The sequence below is a fragment of the Saccharopolyspora oryzae genome, from assembly GCF_027853915.1.
Classification (GTDB): domain Bacteria; phylum Actinomycetota; class Actinomycetes; order Mycobacteriales; family Pseudonocardiaceae; genus Saccharopolyspora; species Saccharopolyspora oryzae.
Genome location: NZ_JAQGLA010000002.1, coordinates 241,286 through 264,148 on the forward strand (window position 1 = coordinate 241,286; position 22,863 = coordinate 264,148).

At 67.4% G+C, this 22,863-nt stretch carries 37 protein-coding genes; 6 read left to right on the forward strand and 31 right to left on the reverse strand.

Features of this window, described 5'->3' with window-relative positions; genetic code table 11:
• Nucleotides 1-17: 17 nt before the first annotated feature.
• The 4 genes from OU415_RS02405 to OU415_RS02420 are packed head-to-tail and all read right to left on the reverse strand — an operon-like array spanning nt 18 to nt 1,141.
• Complete coding sequence (locus OU415_RS02405) at nt 18-305, reverse strand: HNH endonuclease (protein ID WP_270946832.1); 288 nt, start codon at nt 303-305, stop codon at nt 18-20.
• Nucleotides 283-531 (reverse strand): hypothetical protein, encoded by a 249-nt coding sequence (locus OU415_RS02410; RefSeq protein WP_270946833.1) that lies wholly within the window; start codon nt 529-531, stop codon nt 283-285. The genes OU415_RS02405 and OU415_RS02410 overlap by 23 nt, the downstream gene beginning before the upstream one ends.
• On the reverse strand, nt 528-929 hold the full coding sequence (locus OU415_RS02415; protein ID WP_333776891.1) for an endonuclease VII domain-containing protein: 402 nt from the start codon (nt 927-929) through the stop codon (nt 528-530). The genes OU415_RS02410 and OU415_RS02415 overlap by 4 nt, the downstream gene beginning before the upstream one ends.
• Entirely contained in the window at nt 926-1,141 is a 216-nt protein-coding gene (locus tag OU415_RS02420; protein WP_270946834.1) for a hypothetical protein, read from the reverse strand. The genes OU415_RS02415 and OU415_RS02420 overlap by 4 nt, the downstream gene beginning before the upstream one ends.
• Nucleotides 1,142-1,176: 35 nt before the next feature.
• On the opposite strand from OU415_RS02420, the gene OU415_RS02425 reads away from it, so the two are divergent.
• Nucleotides 1,177-1,797: a hypothetical protein gene (locus tag OU415_RS02425; RefSeq protein ID WP_270946835.1), complete on the forward strand. Its 621-nt coding sequence runs from the start codon at nt 1,177-1,179 to the stop codon at nt 1,795-1,797.
• A gap of 149 nt (nt 1,798-1,946) precedes the next feature.
• Here the strand turns inward: OU415_RS02425 and OU415_RS02430 are convergent, their stop codons facing one another.
• The 4 genes from OU415_RS02430 to OU415_RS02445 form a co-directional block, all read right to left on the reverse strand.
• Entirely contained in the window at nt 1,947-2,735 is a 789-nt protein-coding gene (locus tag OU415_RS02430; protein ID WP_270946836.1) for a hypothetical protein, read from the reverse strand.
• Nucleotides 2,717-2,944 (reverse strand): hypothetical protein, encoded by a 228-nt coding sequence (locus OU415_RS02435; RefSeq protein WP_270946837.1) that lies wholly within the window; start codon nt 2,942-2,944, stop codon nt 2,717-2,719. Before OU415_RS02435 ends, OU415_RS02430 begins: the two co-directional genes overlap by 19 nt.
• A 157-nt stretch (nt 2,945-3,101) precedes the next feature.
• The gene (locus OU415_RS02440; RefSeq protein ID WP_270946838.1) at nt 3,102-3,482 is read right to left on the reverse strand and encodes a DUF6378 domain-containing protein; all 381 of its coding nucleotides are present in this window, start codon (nt 3,480-3,482) and stop codon (nt 3,102-3,104) included.
• Complete coding sequence (locus OU415_RS02445; protein WP_270946839.1) at nt 3,479-3,736, reverse strand: hypothetical protein; 258 nt, start codon at nt 3,734-3,736, stop codon at nt 3,479-3,481. The genes OU415_RS02440 and OU415_RS02445 overlap by 4 nt, the downstream gene beginning before the upstream one ends.
• Before the next feature lie 307 nt (nt 3,737-4,043).
• On the opposite strand from OU415_RS02445, the gene OU415_RS02450 reads away from it, so the two are divergent.
• On the forward strand, nt 4,044-5,021 hold the full coding sequence (locus OU415_RS02450; RefSeq protein ID WP_270946840.1) for a hypothetical protein: 978 nt from the start codon (nt 4,044-4,046) through the stop codon (nt 5,019-5,021).
• 11 nt (nt 5,022-5,032) lie between these two features.
• Here OU415_RS02450 and OU415_RS02455 read toward each other — a convergent pair whose 3' ends face one another.
• The 19 genes from OU415_RS02455 to OU415_RS38290 all read right to left on the reverse strand — a co-directional run bounded on the left by OU415_RS02455 (nt 5,033) and on the right by OU415_RS38290 (nt 15,124).
• Nucleotides 5,033-5,593 (reverse strand): hypothetical protein, encoded by a 561-nt coding sequence (locus tag OU415_RS02455; RefSeq protein WP_270946841.1) that lies wholly within the window; start codon nt 5,591-5,593, stop codon nt 5,033-5,035.
• On the reverse strand, nt 5,584-5,829 hold the full coding sequence (locus OU415_RS38430) for an FDXHR family putative zinc-binding protein (protein ID WP_456300258.1): 246 nt from the start codon (nt 5,827-5,829) through the stop codon (nt 5,584-5,586). Before OU415_RS38430 ends, OU415_RS02455 begins: the two co-directional genes overlap by 10 nt.
• Nucleotides 5,830-5,950: 121 nt before the next feature.
• Nucleotides 5,951-7,483 carry an AAA family ATPase gene (locus tag OU415_RS02460; protein ID WP_270946842.1) on the reverse strand — a complete coding sequence of 511 codons (1,533 nt, stop codon included), beginning with the start codon at nt 7,481-7,483 and terminating at the stop codon, nt 5,951-5,953.
• Entirely contained in the window at nt 7,480-8,178 is a 699-nt protein-coding gene (locus tag OU415_RS02465) for a helix-turn-helix domain-containing protein (RefSeq protein ID WP_270946843.1), read from the reverse strand. The genes OU415_RS02460 and OU415_RS02465 overlap by 4 nt, the downstream gene beginning before the upstream one ends.
• On the reverse strand, nt 8,175-9,059 hold the full coding sequence (locus tag OU415_RS02470; RefSeq protein ID WP_270946844.1) for a hypothetical protein: 885 nt from the start codon (nt 9,057-9,059) through the stop codon (nt 8,175-8,177). Before OU415_RS02470 ends, OU415_RS02465 begins: the two co-directional genes overlap by 4 nt.
• Nucleotides 9,056-9,196 carry a hypothetical protein gene (locus tag OU415_RS02475; RefSeq protein WP_270946845.1) on the reverse strand — a complete coding sequence of 47 codons (141 nt, stop codon included), beginning with the start codon at nt 9,194-9,196 and terminating at the stop codon, nt 9,056-9,058. Before OU415_RS02475 ends, OU415_RS02470 begins: the two co-directional genes overlap by 4 nt.
• A 3-nt stretch (nt 9,197-9,199) precedes the next feature.
• Nucleotides 9,200-9,526 (reverse strand): hypothetical protein, encoded by a 327-nt coding sequence (locus OU415_RS02480; protein ID WP_270946846.1) that lies wholly within the window; start codon nt 9,524-9,526, stop codon nt 9,200-9,202.
• A complete protein-coding gene (locus tag OU415_RS02485) occupies nt 9,523-10,251 on the reverse strand; it encodes a bifunctional DNA primase/polymerase (RefSeq protein ID WP_270946847.1) in 729 nt (242 codons plus the stop codon). The genes OU415_RS02480 and OU415_RS02485 overlap by 4 nt, the downstream gene beginning before the upstream one ends.
• 174 nt (nt 10,252-10,425) lie before the next feature.
• The gene (locus OU415_RS02490) at nt 10,426-10,638 is read right to left on the reverse strand and encodes a hypothetical protein (RefSeq protein WP_270946848.1); all 213 of its coding nucleotides are present in this window, start codon (nt 10,636-10,638) and stop codon (nt 10,426-10,428) included.
• Nucleotides 10,638-11,021: a hypothetical protein gene (locus tag OU415_RS02495; RefSeq protein WP_270946849.1), complete on the reverse strand. Its 384-nt coding sequence runs from the start codon at nt 11,019-11,021 to the stop codon at nt 10,638-10,640. Before OU415_RS02495 ends, OU415_RS02490 begins: the two co-directional genes overlap by 1 nt.
• 291 nt (nt 11,022-11,312) lie before the next feature.
• Nucleotides 11,313-11,648, reverse strand: coding sequence for a hypothetical protein (locus tag OU415_RS02500; protein WP_270946850.1), 336 nt, complete (start codon nt 11,646-11,648; stop codon nt 11,313-11,315).
• Nucleotides 11,645-12,604, reverse strand: coding sequence for a PD-(D/E)XK nuclease family protein (locus OU415_RS02505; protein ID WP_270946851.1), 960 nt, complete (start codon nt 12,602-12,604; stop codon nt 11,645-11,647). Before OU415_RS02505 ends, OU415_RS02500 begins: the two co-directional genes overlap by 4 nt.
• On the reverse strand, nt 12,601-12,978 hold the full coding sequence (locus OU415_RS02510; RefSeq protein ID WP_270946852.1) for a WhiB family transcriptional regulator: 378 nt from the start codon (nt 12,976-12,978) through the stop codon (nt 12,601-12,603). The genes OU415_RS02505 and OU415_RS02510 overlap by 4 nt, the downstream gene beginning before the upstream one ends.
• Entirely contained in the window at nt 12,947-13,282 is a 336-nt protein-coding gene (locus OU415_RS02515) for a hypothetical protein (protein ID WP_270946853.1), read from the reverse strand. Before OU415_RS02515 ends, OU415_RS02510 begins: the two co-directional genes overlap by 32 nt.
• A complete protein-coding gene (locus tag OU415_RS02520) occupies nt 13,279-13,662 on the reverse strand; it encodes a hypothetical protein (protein WP_270946854.1) in 384 nt (127 codons plus the stop codon). Before OU415_RS02520 ends, OU415_RS02515 begins: the two co-directional genes overlap by 4 nt.
• Nucleotides 13,659-14,075 (reverse strand): hypothetical protein, encoded by a 417-nt coding sequence (locus OU415_RS02525; RefSeq protein WP_270946855.1) that lies wholly within the window; start codon nt 14,073-14,075, stop codon nt 13,659-13,661. The genes OU415_RS02520 and OU415_RS02525 overlap by 4 nt, the downstream gene beginning before the upstream one ends.
• Nucleotides 14,076-14,259: 184 nt before the next feature.
• Nucleotides 14,260-14,571 carry a hypothetical protein gene (locus OU415_RS02530; protein ID WP_270946856.1) on the reverse strand — a complete coding sequence of 104 codons (312 nt, stop codon included), beginning with the start codon at nt 14,569-14,571 and terminating at the stop codon, nt 14,260-14,262.
• Entirely contained in the window at nt 14,568-14,864 is a 297-nt protein-coding gene (locus tag OU415_RS02535) for a hypothetical protein (protein WP_270946857.1), read from the reverse strand. The genes OU415_RS02530 and OU415_RS02535 overlap by 4 nt, the downstream gene beginning before the upstream one ends.
• A 41-nt stretch (nt 14,865-14,905) precedes the next feature.
• Nucleotides 14,906-15,124: a helix-turn-helix domain-containing protein gene (locus OU415_RS38290; protein ID WP_408641765.1), complete on the reverse strand. Its 219-nt coding sequence runs from the start codon at nt 15,122-15,124 to the stop codon at nt 14,906-14,908.
• A 329-nt stretch (nt 15,125-15,453) separates the two neighbouring features.
• Here OU415_RS38290 and OU415_RS02540 point away from each other — a divergent pair, with 329 nt between their 5' ends.
• From OU415_RS02540 to OU415_RS02550, 3 genes are read left to right on the forward strand one after another with little or no spacing between them, the layout of a single operon-like run.
• Entirely contained in the window at nt 15,454-15,999 is a 546-nt protein-coding gene (locus OU415_RS02540; protein ID WP_270946858.1) for a hypothetical protein, read from the forward strand.
• A 42-nt stretch (nt 16,000-16,041) separates the two neighbouring features.
• Nucleotides 16,042-16,440, forward strand: a complete 399-nt coding sequence (locus OU415_RS02545) for a hypothetical protein (protein WP_270946859.1) — start codon at nt 16,042-16,044, stop codon at nt 16,438-16,440.
• A gap of 6 nt (nt 16,441-16,446) precedes the next feature.
• Nucleotides 16,447-17,658, forward strand: a complete 1,212-nt coding sequence (locus OU415_RS02550) for a tyrosine-type recombinase/integrase (protein WP_270946860.1) — start codon at nt 16,447-16,449, stop codon at nt 17,656-17,658.
• 62 nt (nt 17,659-17,720) lie between these two features.
• Here the strand turns inward: OU415_RS02550 and OU415_RS02555 are convergent, their stop codons facing one another.
• Complete coding sequence (locus OU415_RS02555) at nt 17,721-17,846, reverse strand: hypothetical protein (protein ID WP_270946861.1); 126 nt, start codon at nt 17,844-17,846, stop codon at nt 17,721-17,723.
• Between the two features lie 188 nt (nt 17,847-18,034).
• On the opposite strand from OU415_RS02555, the gene OU415_RS02560 reads away from it, so the two are divergent.
• Nucleotides 18,035-20,113 carry a S9 family peptidase gene (locus tag OU415_RS02560; protein WP_270946862.1) on the forward strand — a complete coding sequence of 693 codons (2,079 nt, stop codon included), beginning with the start codon at nt 18,035-18,037 and terminating at the stop codon, nt 20,111-20,113.
• Nucleotides 20,114-20,167: 54 nt separating this feature from the next.
• Here the strand turns inward: OU415_RS02560 and OU415_RS02565 are convergent, their stop codons facing one another.
• The 3 genes from OU415_RS02565 to OU415_RS02575 form a co-directional block, all read right to left on the reverse strand.
• Complete coding sequence (locus tag OU415_RS02565; protein WP_270946863.1) at nt 20,168-21,001, reverse strand: aldo/keto reductase; 834 nt, start codon at nt 20,999-21,001, stop codon at nt 20,168-20,170.
• An 87-nt stretch (nt 21,002-21,088) separates the two neighbouring features.
• The gene (locus OU415_RS02570) at nt 21,089-22,165 is read right to left on the reverse strand and encodes a sensor histidine kinase (protein ID WP_270946864.1); all 1,077 of its coding nucleotides are present in this window, start codon (nt 22,163-22,165) and stop codon (nt 21,089-21,091) included.
• Entirely contained in the window at nt 22,162-22,839 is a 678-nt protein-coding gene (locus OU415_RS02575) for a response regulator (RefSeq protein ID WP_270946865.1), read from the reverse strand. The genes OU415_RS02570 and OU415_RS02575 overlap by 4 nt, the downstream gene beginning before the upstream one ends.
• Between the last annotated feature and the right edge of the window lie 24 nt (nt 22,840-22,863).

Below are 22,863 nucleotides of genomic sequence, written 5' to 3' on the forward strand. Positions count from 1 at the left end.
GCATCACTACTTCAGTACTACCAAGCTTCAGATGTGCTGAACACAACCGCTTTCACTACTGGTCGTGATCTATCACCCTTGCGTTGGTTGCACTGCAGGTGTGCAGGTCGACAGTTGTCGGGGTCCACCGACGCACCGCCCTTCGACACGGGCCGCACGTGGTCCACGCTGAAGGACCAGGGGTCGGGATACGGCAGGTCGTAGTCAATGAGCTGCCCGCACAGCCAGCACGGCAGGCCCTGCGCCTTCAGCTCCGCCCGCAGCCGCCGATACGGCCGGCCGCTACGCCCCTTGTTGTTGGCCACCGTCGACCACGATGTGCACCGCCAGCCACGCCAGCGCCCCCACCAGACCAGCGATGCCCGCCGAGCGCCACGGCCTGCGCGGTCGAATCCCCAGCCACCGCTTCGACGTCGCGGTCAGGGTGTGTCCGTAGTCGGGGCGTCGGTACGCGCGCCACTCCAGCACGCCAAACGACACACCCACAGCGGCCAACCACGCCGCCCAGACACGATCGGCCTGCTTACTCATGCCGCGCCCCCAACTACGCCGGTGTGCCGCTCCAGGTAGCTCGCAGCGGCTCGAAGAATCACCGGGTCTTCCCGCGCATGCCCGAGCAGCAAGTTGCACCACTGGCACAGCACGCCGCGGACCTTGCCCGTGACGTGGTCATGGTCGATGTGCAGGAACCGGGAATCGTCGTCGCTGAACACGTATGGGCAGATTCCACAGCTGCTTTGCGACGTCAGCAGCTGGTCCATTTCCGCGACCGTCAACCCGTACCTGCGCGCCCGTGCCTTCCGCACGTTTCGTGCCCCATGGCAGGGCTTGCAGTACGAGGCCAACCACTCTTGACCGGTATCGGTCTTGCGGCTGACGTAGAACTCGCTCGTCGGCTTGTCCGCACCGCAATCCCGGCACCGCTTCACGACCGGGCGCTTCCCGGCATGTGCTCCAGGCGCGCATCCAACAGGTCATCGATCGCAGAGCATGTTTCCCGGTACGCCTCGTCGTCGAACTTCGCGAGGTCGGCGAACTGCTTGTGCTGCTGTTCTACAAGCCACGCCAGCACGTCGTCGATCTGCGCCAGCGGCACGTCGGGCAGGCGTTCCAAGGTCTTTCGGGCCGTACGCGAATCCAACGAAACACCTGCCTAGGGTGCGGTACGGTGCTTCTGTGAGCCTTGAGGAACTGATTCGGAATCGTCGGAAAAGGTCGAGGATTTCCACGGCGTGGACGCTCTCGGCTGCCGTTTCCTGCGTCCTCGTTTTTCTAGCCGACGCAGCACTTCGACAGCCACAGAACGGCACGACACTTTCGCCCATTGATTACGCTGGCCTGCTAGGCGCACTCGTATGTTCCGTCCTGTTCACTGCGATATTCGCTGTTCGAGCCAACTTGATCGAGTTGAATCTCACTCTCGCCATACGGCGACTTCGATCAAAAGAATCCGAGAAGCTACAGAACGAATCGGTCTCAGATCGAATCTCGGCGCTGACCGGGAATCTGGCCGAGTCCCAACGCCTGATCGACGAGCTCGCCACTGAGGTACAGCTGCGGAGCGAGGCGCTTGAACGCCTGACCGCCGAGGCCGAAGAGAAACGAAACCTGGCGGCTCTGCACGCCGACGAAGCCGCAGCTGTAGATGCACTGGTCAGTCGGCGCATGCAAGAGAGCGTGGATCGGTTGGAACGCGGCTCACGTCGCCAGCAGTGGAGTTTCCTGTTTCTTGGCTCCGTGCTTGTCGCTGTGCCAATCGGCGTGATCGGGAATTTCGTTTTCGAGTGGCTGAAGTAGGAGGCCCCGCAGCTGAGAGACCACACACGAGCACGGGGGTCTAGTTGATTCGATCAGCTGCGGGGCTGGTTTCATCCCAAGGTAGCGACGCGTCCAAGAAGACACGCCCACTGTAAATAGTGTTGGTGTGACGGGGTTTTCAAAGCAACTCAGGCGGCGTCCCGCATTTGAAGAAGTTGGACCACGTCACCAACTCTGTAGCGTGGAAGGTGTTTCGGGTCTGCCGGATGCGGTGCCTTCTGCACCAACTTGCCGCGCTCGGCCCACTTCCGCACCTGCTCGGCCTTCAACGGCCGCCCCAGCAACGTCAAGGCCCGGCACAGCTCGGTGGTCGTGGCCAGCTGGTCCTCGATCGCGGCCAGCAGCTGCTCGCGCCGAGTCCCGATGTCGTAGACCGCTCGGCACGCGCTGCACTGGACCTGTCCTGTGCGCGCCCGTGCGTACAGGTCCTCACCGCAACCACACCGGCCTGCGTACCACCGATCCACAGGACGATCGACGACCCGCACCGCGGCCGCCACCACCCTCCCGATGCCATCCGCCACGAGACCAGCCGCAGGGTGCGCCTGAACCTCACTGAGGTGCCGCAGCAGCCAACTCGCCAGCCCCGACACCGTCTCCGGCGCGTCCACCCGCAGCGCCCGCAGCCCAGCAAGGTCGTGGCACCATGTCGACAGCTCCCGCTGCAGCTCGGCAGCCGCATCCGAAGCACGCAGGTTCACCGGCAACGGACGCTCACCACCGCGCACCACCACACCGATGGAGCTACCGAACCTGTGCTGCCGGGTCAGTGCGACGTTCAGATCACCAGCCAAGGAGTGCGCCATCCGCAGGTCCGCCTCGAGCTGCATGGTGCAGGACTCGCACAGTGCCGCGCCGTTGGACGATGGCCGGCCACAACGTGATGCCTGGCAATCGGTCACGTTGTCGGGCTCCACGTCGGGTCAGCCTCGAGCCGATCTGCAGCGGCGGTCCACGGGTCGGAGTGCTCGACGCCGTCCTGGATTTCGGCGAGCATCGCACGCACCGCCGCCCACGCTCGATCTTCCGAGACGCCCAGGGCCGCCACCCGCTTCCAGAACCGGGCCTCGCTGGCCTTCGCCTTGTACATGCTTTCCACATGCGACTTGTTCGACACGTCGATCACGACGCCCACCTCACCCCGAACGCCTCGCCCCAGGACTGGGGCACCCGGTACTCCTGGCCAATCCGCTCATGGTTCCACGCGGTTTGGCACTGTTCGCGGCAGAACCACTCGCACGGCGAGTCCTTCGGGACCTCTTCGCCGCAGTAACCGCAGGTACTCATGACTCGTCGTCCTCGTAGTACGGCTCATTGAGCACGATCTGCCCACCGGTGGCCATGGCCTCGGCGTACTGCCTCTCCAGGCCCCTGTCGGTGTCCTCCTCGACGCATTCCTGAGCGCACGCGGCGTAGCCCGCCATATCGACGTAGTTGTCCCGCCGAGGCTGCTCGACACCACGCGCCAGCTTGGTCGCGATCATCAGATCCGCCACCTGCCGGGTGGTGATCGGCTCGGTCAGCTGCTCGCCCAACAAGACGTTCCAGATGTCGGCGATGCGCTGGAAATTCACCATGGGCGGCCCGTACGCGGCATTGCGATCGCTGTGGATGAGGTCGCTGGCTTCGGCGAGCACCGACTGGCGGACGGTGTCGCGCCTCATGCCCCGTCCTCCTCGTCCTCGAGGTCAATCATGTGCATGGCGGTGACTTCCTCGAAGTCCTTCGCCAGCTCCACCAACCCTCGGCGCACCACCGAATCCGTGCCGGGCGAGTACGACACCCCAACCCGAGTCATGCCGTCCTCGGCGTTCTGGATACGCAGCACCACCAGGACGTCGGTCACGTGGTCCTGCTTGGTCAACCGGGTCTTCACGCCCAGCTGGTCGACGATCTCGCCTACGCTTCGCTCCCCCACAGCCCGCTCCTCTTGTTCGTCTAGTCCCAAATGCCCGTGGTGATGTAGCTGCCGACGGCACACGTACTTCCCGCATCGATGAAAACGACACACCGCCCAGCTCAACGGCGGCCACTACAGCATGCCGAGGGCCGCTGACGCTTCATGCGGAGACGTCCGAGACAGCCTTGCCAAAGTTCGCCCAGATCAATCATCCAAGACATATGTGATGCACACCACATTGAAGCGAAACGTGCCCCCAAAGCCACAACTTGCGAATACGTTGGCGCGAAGGCTTGCACCTGAACACTGGCTCCGAGGCGCGACAATGAGAAAACGTCCGACAGCAGCGGGACACAAAAATAGACCGACCGGCCGCACCGGAGCACGACGCCCTGGATCCTCACAAGCACCAGAGGAGCCCACTTCCGGCAAGAAATCAGGCAAGAAATCAGGCAAAAAATTCAGTTACACGACGAGCTTAATTTTACCACTTATCGCCATCGTAACTGCATTTTTCACCAGCCCAGCATACGATATGTGGAAAGATTTTAAATTAGGCCGCGAACCAGCTCTGACGGCCGATGTTCAAGCGATTCCCGGTCCGGAAAACGGGTCTTTCGGCTGGTATTTTCCTCGCGGGCTGACGCCACAGCAAATGAGACCGCTTTATGCGCAGTATATGACCGAAGATCCAGTTGAGACCTTGCAAAATGCTGGCGCCATTCGAGTGGGCGAGACTGAAATGCTGCGAGGAAACGCTAGTCGCTATCGCGTCAACCTGGTCGGGCACCGTCGCGAGAAAGTTCGCATACTGGATATGCGCGCACACATCTTAGAACGCAAACCTGCCCCAAGCGGCGGTGCGCTACTTTACGGCCGCCCCCAAGGGGGAGCCGATGCAGATAAGGTAACCATCAATCTCGACGGCCCCGACCAGCGCGCATACTCGGAGAAAGGCAGCGACGGAACCAGGCAGGCGTTTTTCGATGGTAAGTCGAGATACGCAGAAGAAGGAGAGCCAATCCCCTTCGAAATAGTTGGCTCGACGGATCAGTGCTGGTGCCTCTGGGAGCTCGTTGTCGATGTCGCCTACGAAAACAAAGAAGAAACGGTTACTATCCGAAGCGATGGAACCGCCAATGGTCCGCCCTTTCAAACCGTAAACTGGAGATTCGGCGAAGGTCGATATGACGACGAGTACGAAATCAGCCCCGCGAACGGAGAATGGGTAAGCTGCACAGAAGCGCACCGGGGCAATCCGGACGCCGTACGTCGGGCACGCGACCTTTGGGTTTGCTATTAACGCGCATTCTCTCACTTACGCAATGTCAACCCCGCCAATGCATTGGCGTGATCCTTCGTGACTTTGTACGGCACGGGCAAGCCGGCTAGGTGCGCACCCATCGAGGCGAGCCCGAGCGCATCGCACACGTCCGAGCTGCGCAGCTGAACGTCCGGCCACATGCGGGCCACCCCGAGCGCGACGTCGAGCTTGCCCGCGTTGCCCTTTCCGGTGACGTACTTCTTCAGCGTCGTGGGCGGCACCACGATCACGGGCATGTCGAAGCGGGTGATGCGTCGGAACACCAGCCACCAGCAGCCGGCGAGGGTGTGTTGGTGCGCGGTCTTGGAGGAGTAGGCCCCGCCCTCGATGACGACGAGGTGGGCCTGCCCGCAGGTTTCGGCGACGGTGGCGGCGATGCGGTTCATGCGGTCCAGCAGCGCCGCGGGTTCGGTGCCGGTCGAGGTGGTGGGGACGGTGTAAACGTGCTGGGTCCATTCGTCGCGTGGGGTGCACGCGAGGGTGGCGACGCCGGTGTTGGTGAGGCTGACGTCGAGTCCGACCACGCGGGTGGTGTGTGCGTTCATCCCCATGCCTCGGCCTTCTGTTCGTTGGTCATTTCGGGGCCTGCCCAGAGGCCGCCGCGGAGGTGGGCGAGGCGTTCTCCGGCTTGCCCTCGCAGGGTTTCGGGGTGGTGGCAGCGTCCGTTGCGGCGGTGTCGGTCGAAGAGGGCCAGCCCGCTGAAGGTGTGGTGGCAGCTGCTGCAGTGGCAGCGACTGGTGCCGGTCCAGGTGTTGGGGCATTGGTGGCAGGTGAGTTGTTCGCCCATGATGTCCTCATTTGTTAGGTGGCCCTTAGTTGTGCGGCCGTGCGGCCGGGCCGCACTCGGGACGCGGGCCGCATGTGCGGCCGTGCGGCCCACCTCTATAGGTGGGCCGCAGGGACGCGGTTCAGCCCGCCTTTTCGTGGTCGTCGTCGGAGTCGCCGTCGAAGTCGGTGTCGCCGCGTTCGCGGTACGGCTTGACGGACTGGTGCACGGTCGCGGATCCGACGGTGGAGCGGGTCACGTAGCCGTCGTAGATGAGGTGCTCGATGGCCGCTTTCACGTACTCGTCCTTGCCGGTGACCGCGGTCAGGATCATGCGTTGGCTGGCCATCGGGTGGTCTTCGATGAACCGGGAGACGCGCTCCATCAGCGCGGTGGGCTTGAAACCGCCGCCGTTGTCCTGCTCGGGTGGCTCGATGGTGACGAGGGTCTGCCCGGCCCGGGTGGAGTCGACGATGACGCGGGCGGCTTCCTGGGTGCGGTCGGACTTGCGCCACTTCCCGCAGTGCGGGCGGATGGCTCCGGGCCGGTCCTTGGCGATGCGCAGCACGAGCACGCCGCGCATGCCTTTGCCGAGGGGTTCGGCGGGTTCGACGACGTAGGCCGCGCCGTCGACGCCGGCCATCTTGTGTTGGCCGCCGATGGCGAATCGGCCGCGGGACTCTTCGCCTTTGGCGACGTGGTCGATGCACACCACGGCCGCGCCGGTGTAGCGGGCGATGGCGCGCGGCACCACCCGCATCCACGCGGCGATCTCGTCGTTGTCGACGGACTTGGCCATGTTGAGCACCAGGGCCTCGGTGACGCCGTCGACCACCGCGAACTCGTAGCTGCGGCTCAGCAGCTCCGCGTAGGTCTCTGCTTCCCGCAGCGCGGCGACTTCGGGCTGGACGTAGTCGAAGCGGTCCCGGATGGCGGTGGCGGGCACTCCGAGCGACAGCAGCCTGCCGACGACTTCGGACGCGCTGGACTCGTGGTCGATGTAGAGCACCCGGCCGCCGTCGACGAGGGTGCGGGCGGCGGTGATCTGCGCGACCCACGACTTCCCCGACTCGGATTCGCCGTGGAACCAGTGGATGTGCGCGGGGTAGAGCAGCCCGTGCGAGTCGTCGCGCACCAGCAGCCCCGCTTCGGGTGGCTGGTAGGTGCCGTCGAGCACCGGGCCAAGATCGATTGGCGCCCACGTCCGGCGTTCGGGCTGTTCGGCGTCGTCGGGGCCTGCGGCCACGTCCGTGCTGGGTTCGAGCACGTAGGCGGGCGCGATGTCGTCGACGGGTTCGAGGTGGACCTCCTTGGGCGTGGTGGTGCCGTCGTGGGCGGCGCGGGTGACGGTGCGGGCGATCTCGGTGTCGCCGAGCCCGGCCGTTCGCGCGGCGCTCCACAGGGCGTCGATGACTTCGGGCTCGTCGATGAGGCCCGCGCCGACGTAGCGGCCCATCTTCCACGCGGCGGTGTTCAGCTTCTCGTTGCGCCCACCCTGCCCGGTGGCGGCCAGCTCGTCGCACTCTGAGCGCAGCGCGGCGCGGGCGTAGCGCAGCCCTTGCGGGTCGCCGGGCCGCACCGCGGGCACGTTGAAGGTGCGCGCGTTGGGCGGCGGGGTGGCTTGCCGGAGTCCGGCGGCGATGGCGCGGCGCACCATCTCGTGCTGCTCGCTCACGCCGCGCCCCTGAATGCGCCGCTCGGCCTCGCCGCAGGGTCGTCGATGGTGTCATCGTCCCACGCCATCGGCACCGGCCACCGGTGTCGCAGCGCGTGCCGGCGGGCTCGGCTGGCGGTGATCTGGTCGCGGTGGGTTTCCTCTGGCGGCGCGGTGCTCCACAACCGGTCGTAGAGGCGTTGCATGGCGCGGGCCGTGCTGACGAGGACGTGCTCAGCGGCGATGACCCGGCCGAGGTTCGACGGGCTCATGCCCAGTTCGGCCGCGAGCTTGGCCTGCGACCAGCCGATGGCCACCAGGCCCTGGAGTCGCCGCCGGGTGCCGGTGCCGTCGATGACAGCGTGGTCGGCGAGGGTCACGCGGACGGCCAGCAGCTTCTCCGCGGTGTCCGGGCGGATCCGCTTCGAGGGCCCCATGCCACGCGACGGGCAACCGAACAGCAGCTTCTTCATCACCGAGCGGCCCACACCGGCCTCGTCGGCGATGCGCCGCCAGCCCATGCCGACGGCCTGCAGGGCACGTACGTGGGTGCGCACGGGCTCGGCGTCGACGAACGCGGGACGGCCGTAGGCGTTCTGGCGGGTGCGGTACCGGGTGTAGTCGCTGCATGCCTTCCGGCAGACGTCGCAGCGGCAGCCGTCGAGCTTGTACTTCGCGTACCCGTGCGCGCGTGGGCGCTTCGTTGGTGCGTTCACGCCGCTGTTCCTTCCCGTGCGGTCTTCGGTGCCAGCGGCAACGCGAGGATGGCGTCCGCGACTTCGCGGATGACGCCGTTGCGGGAGCGGGCGGTGACGTTGCGGACGGTGTCGACGGGCACCCCGCTGGCGGCGGCGATGTCGCGGAGCAGCCAGCCCATCGCCTGCAACTGGTGGGCGTGCTCACGGGCGGGCCCCACAGGCACGCGCCGGTAGATGCCGCGCTTGCGGGCCTTGTCGTTGGCGGCCTTGCGAGCCCGGCGCTGCGCGGCGGTGAGGTGGTCGCGGGTGGCGTTGTAGGGCTGGGCGTCAGGGTCGTCCAGGGCGTTGTCGTCCCAGTCGAACGGGGCGGGCCAGCCGCGGGCCTCGGCCCACTTGCGGGCGCGCGTGCTCGGGCCGGGTGTGAGGTACAGCCGGTCGTAGAGGGAGCACACGGCCTCGTGGTCGGCGACCGCCGTGGTGTCCTCGTACATCAGCTGCGACAGTCGGCCCGGATACCAGCCGGCCTCGGCGTCGAGCGTCTTGAAGGGCCAGCCGAGCCGGGCGAGGGCGCGAGCGCGGCGGCGTAGTCCGATGCTGGGCACCGACCGGGCGGGGGTGGGTGTAAACGGCACGGAGGCGATCGCGTGCGCGGTGCGGCGGCGGATGCGGGCGTACTGGCCTTGGCGGATGCGACGCAGGCATTCGACGGTCACGCCGGACAGCTGGGAGATCCGCTGGTAGGTCAGCCCGGCGTCGTGCAGTTCCTGGATGCGTCGGCGGGTGTTGGCGGCGGGCACCATGCGGGTGCCGCCCGCGATGTGCAGCTTGGTGTAGTGGAAGCTGCACAACCCGGTGTAGAGCACGGGGTCAGCGCAGTTCGGTCGGATGCAGATGCTCATGGCTGGTCCTCCTCCCCCGCGTCGTCGGGGCAGTGAAGGTCTTCGAGGGTGATGTGGTCGACCTGGCGCAGCTGCGCGAAGATCCAGGACACGGCGTAGACGACGGCAAGAACGCCCACGATGATCAGCGCGCTCATCGGTCAGGCGGCCTCGTCTTCCAGCGGCGGGACGTCTTTCTTCGGCGGCGCTTCCAGCCCGAGCGCGAGCAGCGCCAGCCGGTAGGCGGCCTTCTCGGCCCTGCCGTGCGGTTCCTCGTACCCCGCGAACGCGCGGCGCAGCTGGTGCGCGGTCACCCAGTCCTCGTAGACCCCCAGCAGCAGCTCGGCGAGAGCGAGCCGCAGGTCACCGATGTCACCGACGAGGCGTCCGTTGACGAGCGCGCGATGCTCGTCGCTGTAGGGCGAGCGGAGCGCCTGCACGGCGTGCTGGACGAGGTAGACCGGGGTCGTGTCCGGGGTGAGGCTCATGCTGCCGCCTTGCGTTGCTGTGTCTGGGAAAGAAGCACGGGCGAGGGCTTGATGGCCCACCGGTAGCGGAGCCCGTCGCAGTCGTAGCGCACCGACGGCGGGGCGACGATGTAGCCGCCGCGGCCCCGGAAGTCGACGCCGGGCAGGAACTTGCCGAGGTTGCCGTCCCCGGTGGGTTCGACGAATACGTGGAACCCGCCCGACGGGGTGGTGGTCTCGCCGTGGATGTCGGGGTGGTAGCCGGATTCGCGGAACTCTGACCACGCCCAGATGCCCGCACCCTTGGCGGCGCAGTCGACGTCGATGACGTCGAAGGCGATGCCGGTGGGGATACCGATGTTGAAGTTGGAGTTGCGTCCCCACCAGGCGCGGATGGTGGCCGGGTCGGTGGTGGCGTCCTCGAACCCGTTGCCGCCTGCGCGCTTCGAGATGCCGGGCACCTTGCTGCCCGGGGCGATCGGGAACACGGGCCAGCCGTAGTCGGTGGCGTACTTCAGCGCGGCTTCCAGCAGCCGGGGCGGCTGGGCGTCGATCTCCTCGATGAACGCGGCGTGGCGGTCGACGGCGGCGGTGTCGCCGCTCCAGGCCGCCTCCTGCATCAGGCGGATCGCTTCGCTGATGTAGTCGCGAGGTTCGGTGCAGCAGGGGTGAACGGCCTGGTTGATCTGGTAGATCTGCATGATCTCGCCGCAGTCGGCGCAGGTGCTGAAGGTCTTGGGTTGCATGGCTGGTCCCCCAGGGATGAATCGGTGCCAGGCGCGGGGCCGAGAGTCGAAGTCGTCGACCCCGCGCGGCGAAGGTGTTGGTGTGGCGGTGAAATCCAGGCCGCGTGGTCGCGCCCAATCTCGCCTTAGCGCGCTGGATCTCGCCCTTACCGGCTGGGCGGCCACACTGTCGCGCTACTCGTCGATCAGCGTGACGTGCGCCGAGAGTTTCGTCCGCAGATTCGCGAGGCTGTCAGCTTTGATCGCGAAGGATGCGATCTCGCTGACGTCTCGTGCTGCGCCTTCGAGAACGCGCAGCCCGGGGCTCTTGACGTGGTCCACACGTTCAACCTTGAGGTGAGCCACGTAGTGGTAGGTCGTCACCTCGTCGCCCTTGACGTACGTCATCAGAACGGGGCCTGGGTCTTGCTGGCCAGGTAGCGGCGCGCCACTTCCTTGTCGGCGTCGGTGGGGTCGCCGAGCATCCACGGCGCGGACTGGCCGGGCTTCTTCTGTCCCTGCCCGAGGCGGCCCAGGTTCATGCGACCGGTGCCCGCGTTGCCCTTCACCTGGCCCTGCAGGACCTTCGGGAAAATGAGGGTGTCGGCGTACTCCTCGCCGGCGTCGGGGCCGTCGAGGACCACGACGTCGGCGCGCACCGCGGAGTTCTCGCCGAACGCGGTGTTCACCATGACGTCCTTCTCGTGCGGGGTGATCAGCAGCAGCCGCCCGTTGAGGTCGGCCCAGGTGATTCCCGATGCGCTGCCGGGTCCGTCGAATTGATCGCTCATGATCGTTCTTTCTCTCGTGCTCGGTCCGCCACGCCTTGTGACGCGGAGGTCTTTCTGGATGCGGGCATGCCGGGGCACTCGTGCATTTCCCGGAGTTCCCGCCAGTTCCGCCCGGCGGGGGCGAATTTCGGGGCCCATCCCAAGCGCGGACCCATGTACTGGTAGACCCGGTGTCGGTATTCCGGGGCCATCAGGTCCGCGGTGATGGGCAGTGGATCGGGTTCGAGGTAGAGACGCAGGCCGGTGCCTTCGTCAAGGAATTCGTCGACGGGGCGACCGCACCAGCGGCAGTTACTCGCCTTGTGGCTCGGTCCTGTGTGGACCATTCTCGGTGTTCTCGTCGGCGATTGCTGGGTTCTCGGCGTCGGATTCGTGGGATTCCAGAAGAATCCGCTGGATCTGATACTGGTAGTAAGCGGCGACCCGGTACCGCTCCTCCGGCGACATCGAGATCGTGAGCAACAGCGTCTCGGAGCAGTAGTTCAGGACGTTGACGATGGTGTTGCGGGCGTGATCGAAGTTGTCCCAGTTCGGGTGCTGGTCCAGTTCGTGGGCGGCGAGTTGGGCATCGGCGCGCCAGTCCCAGGCGTGCAACGGGTCATCGTCGATCTTGGTTGGGTCGATCACGCTGCACTCTCCAGTTCCTGCTTGCGCGCCTTGCACAGGGCGTCCAGCTCGTCGGTGTACGCGCCGGCGAGGTCAGCGGCGGCCCAGATGTCGCGCAGCTGCTCGACGGCGGTGGCCTCGGCGACCATCGCCGCCCAGTCCGTGGCGGCGGCCTCGATCGCGGCCTGTTCAAACGGCTCGTACCAGTCCTTTTCACCACGCCAGTCGCGCACCGCCTTGGCGACCAGCACCGCGTCCCAGCCCTTGCTGATGTCGATCCAGCGCAGTTCGCAGCGGCCGGTTCCGGCGGGCAGGTGGATCACGATGCCGCGGTCCTGGTCGATGTCGCGGGGCCACTGGCCGCGCGTGTGGGTGCGGAAGTCGTACGGGGTGGAGCGGGAGTACACCCCCAGCTGCATGGCGATCTTCATCGCGCCGAAGTCGATGCTGCCGGTCTTGACGTCGGCGATGTACAGCTGCCCGCGGTACTCCACGACGCGGTCCGGGGTGCCGCCGATGCGGAACGGGTCGTAGACGCAGAACTGCTCGATGGCGACAGAGTTGAGGTCGACGGTGGCGCGCCGGTATGCGTCGATGTCGCGCTGCGCGGTTTCCGGCAGGGCGGGCAGCGGCTCGCCGCGGTCCACGCGTTCGGTCAGGGCGTGCAGCGCGGTGCCGGTGGTGGCGGCGCTGCTGGCCTTGGCCGCTTCCTTGGCGGCGTTGGCGACCTCGTTGAGCTTCTTCTTGTCGTCGCGGTGCGCGGCCACCGCCAGCAGCAGGTCGGCGCGCTCGGAGAGCCCGATGGCCACCATCCGCTTCTCCCACTGCGTGAGGTTGTAGGTGTCCTCCAACGCGTCGACGAACGTGGTGCAGCGGGTGTAGCCCTCGGGCTTGCCGCTGCCCTCCGGTGGGTGGACGAGTGGACGGCCCCAGCGGTCCCGCTGCACTTCGGTCGGGGCGTCGAACGGGTCGCTCATGATGCGCTCTTCCTTGTTTCCTTGCGGGCGAACTTCAGATCTGCGGCTTCACGAGCGCGGGCGAGATTCCGTTCGGCCTCGGTGAACCCGAAGTGGACGCCGCCCCAGACCCCGACTCGGGCGAACTGGGTCTCGGCCAGCGCATCCGCCAGGCACTCCTCCCGGACCGGGCAGCGTCCGCAGTAGCCGTACGCCTCCCGCAAGCTCGGGTGCGCCTGCGGCTTGTGTTTAAACGTCTTCAGCTCGGTCTGGCTGCGCTGCCGGAACAGTTCGGGGTCGGCCCCCCTGCAGGCCGCGCTGGCACGCCATCCACCGGGGTCGGCCCCGTACGAGGTGCCCAGGTCAGAAACCGGCCGCGTGAGCGCGTTCCTCATTGACGTTCACCTCTTCCAGCAGCTTGATCAGAGCGGTACCGCTGAGCCGCACGGCGGTGGCCAGCTGTTCCCAGGTCGCGCCGCGGGCGACGAGTCGCCGCGCGACGTCGCGTTTCTCGACGGGGGTGAGCGGTCGGCCGATGCGGTCGCCGCGCCCCTGCACGGCCAGGTCGACCACGACCCAGTCGTGCCAGTTGCGGCTGCCGGGGCAGGTGCAACCGGCGGCGGTGCATGCTTCCCGGGTACGGTGCCCGTGCTCGCAGAACACGCACGGCGCACCCCGGTAGGGCTGCGGGCTGTTCATCGGCCAGCCGCCTCGTTGCCCATGTCGATCGCGTTGCCGATCCGGCGCAGGATCTTGGTCAGGAACTCGACCTCGTCCCGCAGGTCAGAGACGTCGTTGGACAGGCTGTGCACGTGCCGGTCCTGGCGCATCAGGGCGGTTTTCAGCTCGTCCTGGACGTGCTGGACCTTCCGGTCGACGTCGCGGGCAGTCGGGCCCTCCGGGCGCGCGGCGGGAGCCGCCAGGCGGTTCAGCCGCTCGTTGAGCAGGTGGATGCCGTTGCGGGCCTTCACCCCCTCCAGGGCCACGGAGCCCCGCAAGTCGGCGATGGCGTCCTCGGTTGCCTTCTCCCACGCGGCCAGGCGGGCTTCCAGCTCCTGCAGGCGCTCGGAGTTCTTCATGCCGCCTCCCCCGGTTCGACGCCCGCGTACGCGCGCAGCACTTCCAGGGCGAGCGGGTGCTTGCCGGGCGGGAAGTGGTCGACGTCGCCGAGGACTTCCAGCAGACCGGGCACCGTGGTCCACACGCTCAGCTCGTGACGGAACAGCGCGGCCTCGACGGACACGAACGCCATGCCCTCGATCGACTCGACCCGCAGATGCGAGTCCGGCAGGGATTCGGCCCAGCGCGCCAGGTCCCGGGCCACGTCGTCGCTGTGCCAGGCGCGCAGCTGCAGCACCGGCCGGTCCAGCGAGTCGCAGACGTTGACCGGGCACAGGTCCGGGTTGGCGGTCAGGTGCGAGGCCAGCGCCCGCAGGAACAGGGCCTGCTTGACGGATTCGGACACAACGGTGCCCGCGGGTGAATTGCTCATGGGAATTCCCTGGGTTCAAAGGGAAAAGGAAGGAGTGCGGTTGCTGCTGGTCACAGCGTCGCAGGAATTCGAGTGCCATGTGGGCACCCGTACGGCTACTTTTCGTCGGCGAGCAGGAAGTACGCGATCGCGACGGTGCACAACACCAAGGCGGGCAGCAAGTCCCACCAGGTGGCGACGGGGATCATGGCTCGGCCCGCAGTGCGGGGATGGGGTGGCCGCCGGCGGCGACGATCGCCAGCATGCAGGTCCAGCAGAGCGTGCCCCACTTCGTCCAGTTGTCCTCGCCGCCGTCGTGGGAGACCACGTGGGGATTCTGGACCCAGGTCAGGTAGGCGATGTGTCCGGCGGCGTGGTCGCAGAGGCCGCAGACGCGGTCGCCGAGGTTGTTGGGCACGTGGATCACGCGGAGCTGGTCGTCGGCGAGGTCGTCGACGGCGAGGGTCCAGTTGTAGGTCGACAGCTCGACGTAGTCCTCTGGGTTGCTGGGGTTCATGCCGCCCACCTCCCGTGGTGCGCGTCGTGGGTGCGCCATTCGGCGAGGGCGGCGTGCCCGGCGGGAGTCAGGGTGACTCGGCGGGTGGCTCGTTCGCAGACGGTGCGGGGTTGCTGGGTGGCGATCAGCTGGGTGCGCCACAGCGTCGCCAGGGTGGCCAGCTCGGGCAGCGAGAGCGCCGCGCCGTTGACCTGCCGGAATCCTTCGATGGGCGAGTCGACGGTGTGGAACACGATGTGGTCCTCTGCGACTTCGCTGAGCGCTGCAAGACGTTCGTCGGTGAAGGCGATCATGTCGGCCCTCCCCCTTGGGCACGTTGACGTTGGTTGATCTTTTACGACGCGCGCCCCAGGCGACGCTGGGGGCGGTCTCCTCGAATCCAGGCGTCGACATCGTCGCGATGGATGCGCCAGTGGCCTCGACGAACTGGCTGGGAACCCGCTAGCTGGCGGGCTTGCAGGGCCCTGAGCACTGTCTTTGTTGATCGGGAGGCGTAGGCGGCGACCTGGCTGACGGTCATCCACGGGGAGTGGATGGGGACTTCTTCGGACATGCACCAAAGCTAGGTCGGACGCCGTCGAACGTCAACGGATCCGTCGAAGTAACGTGGGACATTCACCCAGAAGGTGAAAGTTTGTCCGTTAATGTCCGTCGAGAACCGTCCGCAGCCAGGGTTTCCCCAGCTAGACGACGCTTACCCAGCACGCAATCGGGACTTTGTACCCTGGCGGACACGTTGAAGAACTCCCCCGATCAAGGGGTAATCCGTTGCCGATCAGGTCACGGACGTAGCCCGAACAGCGCAATCACCTACGTTGAAGTACGTTGAAGTTCTACGGGTTCCATTGAAGTCCGTCGATGTCTGCGTTAGCGTTACTTGGCATGGCACGCATCAAGCTCGACGACGCAGCAGCGGACCGCCTCGCCCGCGCCGTTCGAGCGCGGCGGGAAGATCTCGGGTGGGGCCCCGTGGAAGTCGAACGAAACGGGGGCCCCAACCGCGACCGCATTTGGGCCATCGAGAACAAACGCCAAGGTGCCTACGACAGCAAGGTTCTGGACGCACTGGAAACCGGGCTGTGGTGGGAACGGGGGTCTTGGCGGGACATCGTCTACAACAAAGCCGAGCGCGGCGTCCCACAGCCCGGGTCAGAAACACCCAGTGCCGCGCCGCGCATAGAAGAGGGGCCGCACGACACGCCCAGCGTGGGCGGCCCGGAACCGGATTCCAGCGAAGAGCTTGGCTGGTACACCATGCTGTTGGGAGCCTGTCGAGCCTTGGGTGCCGAAAGATTCATCGAGCTTTCGGCACGGGTGGCCGGCGAGATCCGCTCGCAATCGATCCACCCTTCACGGCAGCAGTCGGACGACGACCCGCCGCCTACGCAACCACACAACAACACCCCGCTCCACGACCGCGGGGCGTGACGGTTCGCCGGGAACGTGCCCGGCGGAGGGGGTTACCGGCCCATGAGGACTACGAAGTACATCCTCCTGACAGCGGCCATTCTTGTGACTGGCGCATACGCCGCGTCCCTGGTGCTTCTTCCTGGCGAGTTGCCTTCATCAGTACGCGGTTTCGGCCTAGTCGCGATTGCCCTTACCTGGGTCGGTTTCATGACCGTGAGTATCCAGCAAACCGTCCGGGACACGATCAACCTGCGCATGGAACGGGTCAACGACGAGATGCAGGCCCGGATGGATTCGGCCAAGAGCGAAGTCGTCGCCGAGATCGTCGCGCAGTTCCAGAAGGTCGATCTGATCCGCAGCGTCGCCCGTGAGCTGGGCAAGCAGCAACAGCAGCTGCATACGCAGTCCGACGGTGGCCGCAAGGTGGCCGAGGGCGAGCGCACCGAAAGTTCCGGGTGATCGATTATGGCGAGCACGGAGAAGCTTCCCAGCGGCAACTGGCGTGGCCTCTACTATGACGCGGAAGGGCGCAAGCGACGTGTCCAGGGAACATTTCCCCGCAAGAAAGACGCCCTAGACGCCGCGCAGGAGGCCGAGGTCCGGGCGCGGCGGCGGGCGACACTAGCGACGGATGGAGCGCTATCCGCTTCGTTGAAGTGGGGCGACTGGTGTGACATCTGGTGGCCGACAAGGCAACTGGAAGACAGCACCAAGGAATCCGAGCGCAAGGTGTTCAACAAACACCTCTACCAGCCGTGGGGAGACGTGCCACTCAACAGGATCTCAAGGCGCATGATCCAGGATTGGGTGAACGAGCTTCGCCAGACGGTTCAGACACAGGGTTTCCTGCTGCGTGTTTACAGCTTGTTCCGCACGTCGATCATCGCAGCCGTTGATCGCGGCATCTTGGAAGCCAACCCATGCGTGTCGATTAAGATCCCTCGGCCACCCAAGACTCGTCGTCTCCATCTCGAAGCTGACCGGTTTTCGACGCTCCTGCAAGCCATGCATACGGAGCGCTATCGCGAGGCTGTCGAGTTCTTGTGGGATACGGGCCTTCGCCCGGGCGAACTTGCTGGTCTCCATCGCGACCACGTTGAGGATGGCTGGCTCGTTGTCGCGCAAGTATGGACCGGCAAGGCGATTAAGTCCTACCCGAAGGACGACGATGTCCGGGAGATCCCGTTGACAGCACGCGCGCAGGAGCTGCTTGTGAAATGGGAACGTGAGACGCCCACAGGCTCAGGTTGCTGCTTGCCACATTTGGCCGGGAAAGCCTGCCGATCAGACCTTGCCTTCCGGCAACCAAACGGGAATGTTCTGGACTTGAACAACTTCTACCACGTCGTACATCGCGGGGCCGTGCGCGCGAAGTTGCCGTCAGGGGTCTCGCCATATACCTTCCGCCACTCCTACGGCACCCGTCTCGCCGATGCTGGCGTCGACGCTTTCGAGCTTTCGCGGTTGCTTGGACACAGCAAGCTTGAGCAGAGCCTGACCTATGTGCACAGATCGGAAGCAGCCCGTAGCCGAGTGCTAGCCGCTCTTGGGGATGAAGAGATGGGCAAGCTACACATCGTGGGACGCGATCTTCCGCGTGGGACGCAGCGTGGGACGCAGCGTCGTACCTCCGTGTCCGACCATGACCAGTCTGAATCTCGAAAAAAGGAGGTATAGCAAGGACAACAGCCTGTACTGACCAATCAGTTCGTATCATGTCCGATCACGAAATTCGCAGGTCAACGACCTGCCAGGATCACCTCGTAATCCCGGACGCCTTCGGACAGCGCTGCGACCAGCGCGTCGTGGAACCGTTGCAGTCCGAGCTCCTCGTTGAAGCACGGCACCACCATCGACAGGTACATGGCAGGTCTCATCCGTCTCGGCGGCCCCGGTCGAACACCGGAAGCCGCTGCGGTCCTTGAAGATTCGCCTCGAAGGTAGGTTCGGCGCCGGACCGCACCCCCGCCCGACACACCGACGAATAATCCGTCCGCGTGGCAGATCGGAACCTGCTCGCACCGCAGCGGTCCGCGAATGGCAGGCTGGATCCATGTCGTCCGCGTCATTCCCCCGCCGCAGCGCCCGGACTCAGGGCTTCACCCTCGGCGCTCCCCGGAACTTCACCGCCACCGGCGATGGTGCGACGGTGCTGTTCCTCCGCTCGGCCAGCGGCACCGATCCCCGCAACTCCCTGTGGGCGCTGGACACCGCGACCGGTCAGGAGCGAGTGCTGGCCGATCCGGCGGCGCTGCAGGAGAACGACGAAGTCACCCCCGAGGAGCAGGCCCGCCGCGAACGCGCGCGGGAACGCGCGGGCGGCATCACCGGCTACGCGGCCGACCGCGAGGGGAGCTCGGTCGTCTTCATGTTGTCCGGTCGGCTCTTCCACACCGCCGTCGCGACGGGCGAGACCCGCGAGCTCCCGGTGCGCCGGCCCGTCGCCGACCCCCGCCTGGACCCCGACGGCCGACGCGTGTCCTACGTGTCCGGTGGTGCGCTGCGCGTGATCGATGTGGACGGTTCCGGTGACCGCGCGCTGGTCGAACCCGACGGCGCGAACATCACCTGGGGCGCAGCGGAATTCATCGCCGCCGAGGAGATGGGCCGCTTCCGCGGCTACTGGTGGGCGCCCGACGGCTCGCGGCTGCTGGCGGCCCGGGTGGACGAATCCCCGGTGCGGAACTGGTATCTCGGCGACCCGAACGACCCGGCGCGCGAGCCGACCCCGATGCGCTACCCGGCGGCCGGGACCGCGAACGCCGAGGTGTCCCTGGCGCTGGTCGACCTCGACGGCGACCGCGTCCCGGTCGAGTGGGACCGCGAGGCGTTCCCGTACCTGGTCACCGCGCACTGGTCGCAGCACGGCAGCCCGCTGATCGCCGTGCAGACCCGCGACCAGCGCACCCAGCTGGTCCTCTCGGTCGACCCGAGCACCGGCCGCACCACCGAGGTGCACCGAGACACCGACCCGCACTGGGTGGAGATCAAGCCGGGCTGGCCCGCCTGGACCCCGGACGGACGCCTGGTGCGCATCAGCGCCGAGGAGGGCGCGTACCGGCTCGTCGTCGGCGACCGGCCGTGGACGTCGGCACCGCTGCAGGTTCGCAGCATCGTGGACATCGCCGACGACGGCATCGTGGTCTCCGCCTCCGAGCAGGACCCGACGCAGGTGCACCTCTACCGGGTCACCCAAGCCGGCGCCGAAGCGCTGACCACCGAGCCCGGCGTGCACGTCGGCACCCGCTCCGGCGAGGTGCTGGTGGTCGCCAGCTCCACGCTCGGCGAGGCGGGCACCCGCGTGCGCGTGCGGCGCAACGGCCAGGAGATCGCCGAGATCGCCAGCCGCGCCGAGGCCCACGGCATGGACCTCAACGTCGAGCTGCTGCGCCTCGGCGACCGCGAGCTGTGCAGCGCGCTGCTGCTGCCCAACGGCTACCAGCCCTCGGACGGTCCGCTGCCGGTGCTGCTGGACCCCTACGGCGGCCCGCACTCGCAGCGGGTGCTGTCCCGCCAGCAGGGCTTCCTGACCTCGCAGTGGTTCGCCGACCAGGGCTTCGCGGTGCTGGTCACCGACGGCCGGGGCATGGCCGGTCGCGGACCGGACTGGGACCGCGCCATCGCCGGTGACCTGGCCAACCCGCCGCTGCAGGACCAGGTCGACGCGCTGCACGCGGCGGCCGAGCAGCACCCGGAGCTGGACCTCGACCGGGTGGCCATCCGCGGCTGGTCGTTCGGCGGCTACCTCTCGGCCCTGGCCGTGCTGCGCCGCCCGGACGTCTTCCACGCCGCGGTGGTCGGCGCCGGAGTGGTCGACTGGCGCCTGTACGACACCCACTACACCGAGCGCTACCTCGGCGACCCGAACGAAGCACCGGAGGTCTACGAGGCGAACTCGCTGCTCGCCGACGCCCCGAAGCTGGACCGCCCGATGCTGATCGTGCACGGCACGGTGGACGACAACGTGGTCCTGGCCCACGCCCTGCGCCTGTCTGCGGCCCTCACCGCAGCGGCCCGACCGCACACGGTCCTGCCGCTGCCGGGCGTCAGCCACATGCCCACCGACGAGACGACCAGCGAGAACCTCCTGCTCCTGCAGGTCGACTTCCTCCGCAAGTCGCTCGCGCGCTAATGCGGTCGTGAGTGCGCAGGTGCGCTCGAGCCCGGCTGCGCACTCACGACGTCGTCAGAGGATTTCCAGCGGGACCGGGTGCTCCGGCGCCGGGAAGGCCGCGTCGAGCTCGGCCAGGTCCTCGGCGGTCAGCTCGATGTCCAGCGCCGCCCGGTTCTGGTCGACGTGCTCCGGGGTGGCGGCCTTCGGGATCGCGCAGACCCCGTCCTGCGCCAGCACCCAGGCGATCGCGATCTGCGCCGGCGTCGCCGCGTGGCGTTCGGCGACCCGGTTCAGCACCGGTTCGCCGAGCAGGCGGCCCTGCTCGATCGGCGAGTACGCCATCACCGGCAGCCGCTGCTCCCGGCACCACGGCAGCAGGTCCACCTCGATGCCGCGCCGGGTCAGGTTGTAGAGCACCTGGTTGGTCGCCGACTGCCTGCCGAGGTCGCTGGCGAACAGCTCGACGACGTCCTCCGCGTCGAAGTTGCTCACGCCGAAGCGCTTGATCTTGCCGTCGGCCCGCAGCTGCTCGAACGCGTCCAGCGTCTCGGCCAGCGGCGTGCTGCCGCGCCAGTGCAGCAGGTAGAGGTCGAGGTGATCGGTACCGAGCCGCCGCAGGCTCCGCTCGCAGGCCTCGATGGCGCCGCGACGGCTCGCGTTGTGCGGGTAGACCTTGCTGACCAGGAAGACCTCGTCCCGGCGCCCCGAGATCGCAGCACCGACGACCTCTTCAGCACCGCCGCCGCCGTACATCTCGGCGGTGTCGATCAGCCCGAGTCCCAGATCCATCCCGCGTCGCAGCGCAGCCACCTCGGCCGCCTTCTGCCCGCGCCGCTCCCCCATGCCCCAAGTGCCCTGCCCGAGCACCGGCAGTTCCGCTCCGCCGGGCAATTGGATACCACGCATGCACGCTCCCAAGTTCGGAGTTCATCGCTGCCGGGCGTGCGGCCAGCATACGGTTCGGGACTGGCACGGGCTCAGCCCCGCTCCGGTTCAGCGCTGCTTCGGCAGGACCGCGGTCAACCGGAACCCACCGTCGTCGGACGGCCGGGCGTCGAGCTGGCCACCGGCCATCCGCACCCGCTCCGACAACCCGGCCAGCCCCGAACCACCGCTGCCCACGTCGACGGTGCGCCCGCGCGGCGCGCTGTTGGTGACGACGATGTGCAGCGCGCCCGCTCGGCTCTCCAGATCCACCGTGATCACCGAGCCCGGCGCGTGCTTGGAGGCGTTGGTCAGTGCTTCCTGCACGACCCGGTAAGCGGCCCGCTCCACCGCGGGCGGCACATCGGGATCGCTCACCTCGCGCGCCAGCTCCACTTCCACCCCGGCAGCGCGGGCGTGCCCGACCAGCTCCGGAATGGTGTCCAACCGAGCCCGACCGGTGCTGCCCAACCCGAGCGTCGCGCGCATCTCGTCCAGCGCCTGCTTCGCCAACCCGCGCAACCGACTCGCCGTCTCCTGCGCGGCGGGATCCGCGGTGGTCGCGCTGAGCGCAGCCGACTCGACCGCGATCAAGGTGACGTGGTGCCCGACGGCGTCGTGGATCTCCCGAGCGATGCGCGACCGCTCGTCGGCACGCGCGGTCTCCGCCTTCGCCTCCAGCTCCGCCGCAGTGGCCTCCTCCAACCGCCGCAGGCTCTCCGCCAGCTGCTGCCGCAGCGACACCAGCGCGCCCAGTGCGACCGGTGCACCAGCCGCCAGCAGCACGTACGCCAAGGTCAGCACCACCGAGCCCGCAGTCAGCGACTGCAGGATCAGCACCGGCGCGACCGACACGCCGGCTGCCAGCAGCACCCAGGCGATCAGCGACCTGGCCTGCGGCTGGGCCCGGCCGAGCGCGAACAGGGCCACGATCGTCGCGGGCCAACCGAGACCACCCGCCAACGCGGGCATGCACAGCAGCACCGCGACGCGCGGCCACCGCTTCCGCAACGGCAGCAGGAACGCCGCGACCACCCCGGACACCACCGCGTAGCCGAACGGGTCCGGCGTCGCCAGCACCGCGGCGGCCGGGATCGCGACGGCCAGCGCCTCAAGGACGAGAACACGCCACCGCACAGCGCTCACCAGTGGTTGCCCACGTCCGCGACGCGCTGGGCGATCAGCGCGGCCTGCACGCGGTTCTGCGCGCCGAGCTTGCTCAGCACGGTCGACACGTAGCTCTTCACGGTGGCTTCGGTCAGCCCGAGCCGCAGCCCGATGTCGGCGTTGGAACGCCCGTCGGCCAGCAGCTCCAGAACCTGCCGCTCCCGAGCGGACAGGCCACGCACCAGCTGGATCTCGCGCGAGTTGCCGGTCGTGCCGCGCAACCGGGGCAGCAGCCGCGCGGTGATCCGCGGATCCAGCACCGCGCCACCGGCCGCCAGGTCGTGCACCGCCCGGACCAGCATCGCCGGGTCGGCGTCCTTGAGCAGGAACCCGCTGGCGCCGTGCCGCAGCGCGTCGGACACGTAGTCGTCCAGGTCGAACGTGGTCAGCACCGCCGCCGCCGGCGGGTCCGGCAGCGCCACCAGATCGCGCAGCGCGGACAGCCCGTCCTTGCCGGGCATCTGCACGTCGATCAGCGCCACGTCCACGCGATGGCTGCGCACCGCAGCGAGCAGCTCGTTCCCGTCGCCGGCCTCGGCGACCACACGGATCGTGCCGCTGCTCTCCAGCAGCAGGCGCAAGCCGCGACGAAGCATCGACTCGTCGTCGGCCAGCACCACCCGGACCGGTTCCCCGCGGTCGTCCGCCTGCACCTCTCGGCCACCTCCCCTAGCTCC

What these genes read in the sequence shown, in the direction of transcription:
- OU415_RS02410 (WP_270946833.1), bottom strand. Translation starts at nt 531, where the DNA reads ATGAGTAAGCAGGCCGATCGTGTCTGGGCGGCGTGGTTGGCCGCTGTG.
- OU415_RS02440 (WP_270946838.1), bottom strand. Translation starts at nt 3,482, where the DNA reads ATGAGGCGCGACACCGTCCGCCAGTCGGTGCTCGCCGAAGCCAGCGAC.
- OU415_RS02450 (WP_270946840.1), top strand. Translation starts at nt 4,044, where the DNA reads ATGAGAAAACGTCCGACAGCAGCGGGACACAAAAATAGACCGACCGGC.
- OU415_RS02455 (WP_270946841.1), bottom strand. Translation starts at nt 5,593, where the DNA reads ATGGGGATGAACGCACACACCACCCGCGTGGTCGGACTCGACGTCAGC.
- OU415_RS38430 (WP_456300258.1), bottom strand. Translation starts at nt 5,829, where the DNA reads ATGGGCGAACAACTCACCTGCCACCAATGCCCCAACACCTGGACCGGC.
- OU415_RS02470 (WP_270946844.1), bottom strand. Translation starts at nt 9,059, where the DNA reads ATGAGCATCTGCATCCGACCGAACTGCGCTGACCCCGTGCTCTACACC.
- OU415_RS02475 (WP_270946845.1), bottom strand. Translation starts at nt 9,196, where the DNA reads ATGAGCGCGCTGATCATCGTGGGCGTTCTTGCCGTCGTCTACGCCGTG.
- OU415_RS02480 (WP_270946846.1), bottom strand. Translation starts at nt 9,526, where the DNA reads ATGAGCCTCACCCCGGACACGACCCCGGTCTACCTCGTCCAGCACGCC.
- OU415_RS02485 (WP_270946847.1), bottom strand. Translation starts at nt 10,251, where the DNA reads ATGCAACCCAAGACCTTCAGCACCTGCGCCGACTGCGGCGAGATCATG.
- OU415_RS02490 (WP_270946848.1), bottom strand. Translation starts at nt 10,638, where the DNA reads ATGACGTACGTCAAGGGCGACGAGGTGACGACCTACCACTACGTGGCT.
- OU415_RS02495 (WP_270946849.1), bottom strand. Translation starts at nt 11,021, where the DNA reads ATGAGCGATCAATTCGACGGACCCGGCAGCGCATCGGGAATCACCTGG.
- OU415_RS02505 (WP_270946851.1), bottom strand. Translation starts at nt 12,604, where the DNA reads ATGAGCGACCCGTTCGACGCCCCGACCGAAGTGCAGCGGGACCGCTGG.
- OU415_RS02510 (WP_270946852.1), bottom strand. Translation starts at nt 12,978, where the DNA reads ATGAGGAACGCGCTCACGCGGCCGGTTTCTGACCTGGGCACCTCGTAC.
- OU415_RS02515 (WP_270946853.1), bottom strand. Translation starts at nt 13,282, where the DNA reads ATGAACAGCCCGCAGCCCTACCGGGGTGCGCCGTGCGTGTTCTGCGAG.
- OU415_RS02520 (WP_270946854.1), bottom strand. Translation starts at nt 13,662, where the DNA reads ATGAAGAACTCCGAGCGCCTGCAGGAGCTGGAAGCCCGCCTGGCCGCG.
- OU415_RS02525 (WP_270946855.1), bottom strand. Translation starts at nt 14,075, where the DNA reads ATGAGCAATTCACCCGCGGGCACCGTTGTGTCCGAATCCGTCAAGCAG.
- OU415_RS02530 (WP_270946856.1), bottom strand. Translation starts at nt 14,571, where the DNA reads ATGAACCCCAGCAACCCAGAGGACTACGTCGAGCTGTCGACCTACAAC.
- OU415_RS02535 (WP_270946857.1), bottom strand. Translation starts at nt 14,864, where the DNA reads ATGATCGCCTTCACCGACGAACGTCTTGCAGCGCTCAGCGAAGTCGCA.
- OU415_RS38290 (WP_408641765.1), bottom strand. Translation starts at nt 15,124, where the DNA reads ATGTCCGAAGAAGTCCCCATCCACTCCCCGTGGATGACCGTCAGCCAG.
- OU415_RS02540 (WP_270946858.1), top strand. Translation starts at nt 15,454, where the DNA reads ATGGCACGCATCAAGCTCGACGACGCAGCAGCGGACCGCCTCGCCCGC.
- OU415_RS02545 (WP_270946859.1), top strand. Translation starts at nt 16,042, where the DNA reads ATGAGGACTACGAAGTACATCCTCCTGACAGCGGCCATTCTTGTGACT.
- OU415_RS02550 (WP_270946860.1), top strand. Translation starts at nt 16,447, where the DNA reads ATGGCGAGCACGGAGAAGCTTCCCAGCGGCAACTGGCGTGGCCTCTAC.
- OU415_RS02555 (WP_270946861.1), bottom strand. Translation starts at nt 17,846, where the DNA reads ATGTACCTGTCGATGGTGGTGCCGTGCTTCAACGAGGAGCTCGGACTG.
- OU415_RS02560 (WP_270946862.1), top strand. Translation starts at nt 18,035, where the DNA reads ATGTCGTCCGCGTCATTCCCCCGCCGCAGCGCCCGGACTCAGGGCTTC.
- OU415_RS02565 (WP_270946863.1), bottom strand. Translation starts at nt 21,001, where the DNA reads ATGCGTGGTATCCAATTGCCCGGCGGAGCGGAACTGCCGGTGCTCGGG.